Here is a 1393-nt window from a genome sequence, read left to right as displayed (position 1 = left end):
GTGCCGCTGACGGCGAACATCGCCACGATCGTGAACGTATAGAGCAGCGTGGCCAGCCCGGCCCGGGTGGACTCCAGCGACCACGACACCGACACCAGTGCCGCACCGGCGATGAATGCGATCACCGCCGAATACACGTGGATCCAGCCCCGTGCGCGCGGCCTGCCCAGGAACTGGGCGACGCCCTCGGCGACCGCCTCGGGCAGATCTTCCGCGGGCCGGTTCAATGCGGCCGCTGAGCGGTAGGGCTTGGTGCTACCCGTCGGCGCAGTCATGTCACCTCCATTGAGAACCGTGGTGTACCCCGACGCTCACAGTAGTCTGGGTTCTCGTGGACATCATTCCCCCGCGGCTCAAAGAACCGGCCTATCGGCTCTACGAGATGCGGTTGCGTCAGGAACTGGCGCAGTCCAGATCAGAACTGCCCCGCCACATCGCGGTGCTGTGCGACGGCAACCGCCGCTGGGCGCGTGACGCGGGTTACGACGACGTCAGCATCGGCTACCGGATGGGTGCCGCCAAGATCGCCGAGATGCTGCGCTGGTGTCAGGCCGCGGGCATCGAGATGACGACGGTCTACCTGCTGTCGACGGAGAACCTGCAACGCGACCCCGAAGAGCTGTCGGCCCTGCTCGAGATCATCACCGACGTGGTCGAGGAGATCTGCGCCCCGTCGAACACCTGGACGGTGCGCACCGTCGGTGACCTGGAGTTGTTGGGGGAGGAGCCGGCCCGCAGGCTGCGGGAGGCCGTCGAATCGACCAACGGCAGGGGCGGGAAGTTCCATGTGAACGTCGCCGTCGCCTACGGCGGCCGTCAGGAGATCGTCGACGCCGTGCGCTCGCTGTTGTCGAAGGAACTGGCCAACGGTGCCACCGCCGAACAACTCGTCGAAGCCGTCACCGTCGACGCGATCTCGGAGAACCTCTACACCTCAGGCCAACCCGACCCGGACCTCGTCATCCGCACCTCGGGTGAGCAACGGCTCAGCGGATTCCTGTTGTGGCAGAGCGCATATTCGGAGATGTGGTTCACCGAGGCGTACTGGCCCGCCTTCCGCCGCGTCGACTTCCTGCGCGCACTGCGCGATTACACGGCCCGGCATCGCAGATTCGGCAAGTAGTGCCAAACTGAACCTATGGCTGCGCTGTCGGCAGTGGTCTTCACGCTCAGCTGGTGGCTGGGTCTCTACCTGCTCGCCCGCGACCCGCGTAAGCCCGTCCTCGTCCTCGCGGCGATCGGGCTGACCAGTTTCGCGGTGGTCGTCGCGCTCGACGCGGTCCGGCTCGTCACCGGCTCGGAGGTGCTCAGCCGCATCGAGATCTATCTGGTGGCGGTGCCGGGAATCGCCTGGTTCGCGGTGATGGTCGAACTCGCCCGGCCGGCCGACACC

Annotated in this window: 2 protein-coding genes and 1 pseudogene; 2 read left to right on the top strand and 1 reads right to left on the bottom strand. The window is 66.5% G+C overall.

Annotated elements, in window-relative coordinates:
* A pseudogene (locus ACWGPE_RS18805) lies at positions 1 to 275 on the bottom strand (hypothetical protein); the annotation flags it as partial.
* Between the two features lie 56 nt (positions 276 to 331).
* On the opposite strand from ACWGPE_RS18805, the gene ACWGPE_RS18800 reads away from it, so the two are divergent.
* Entirely contained in the window at positions 332 to 1123 is a 792-nt protein-coding gene (locus ACWGPE_RS18800) for a (2Z,6E)-farnesyl diphosphate synthase (RefSeq protein WP_044519951.1), read from the top strand.
* Between the two features lie 15 nt (positions 1124 to 1138).
* Positions 1139 to 1393, top strand: a 255-nt coding sequence (locus ACWGPE_RS18795; protein WP_452049280.1) for a hypothetical protein, incomplete at its 3' end; no start/stop codon positions are given.

The sequence above is a fragment of the Agromyces sp. NPDC055658 genome (assembly GCF_053618155.1).
The sequence above is the reverse complement of the archived record's forward strand: the minus strand, read 5'-3'. Positions and strand labels throughout refer to the sequence as shown.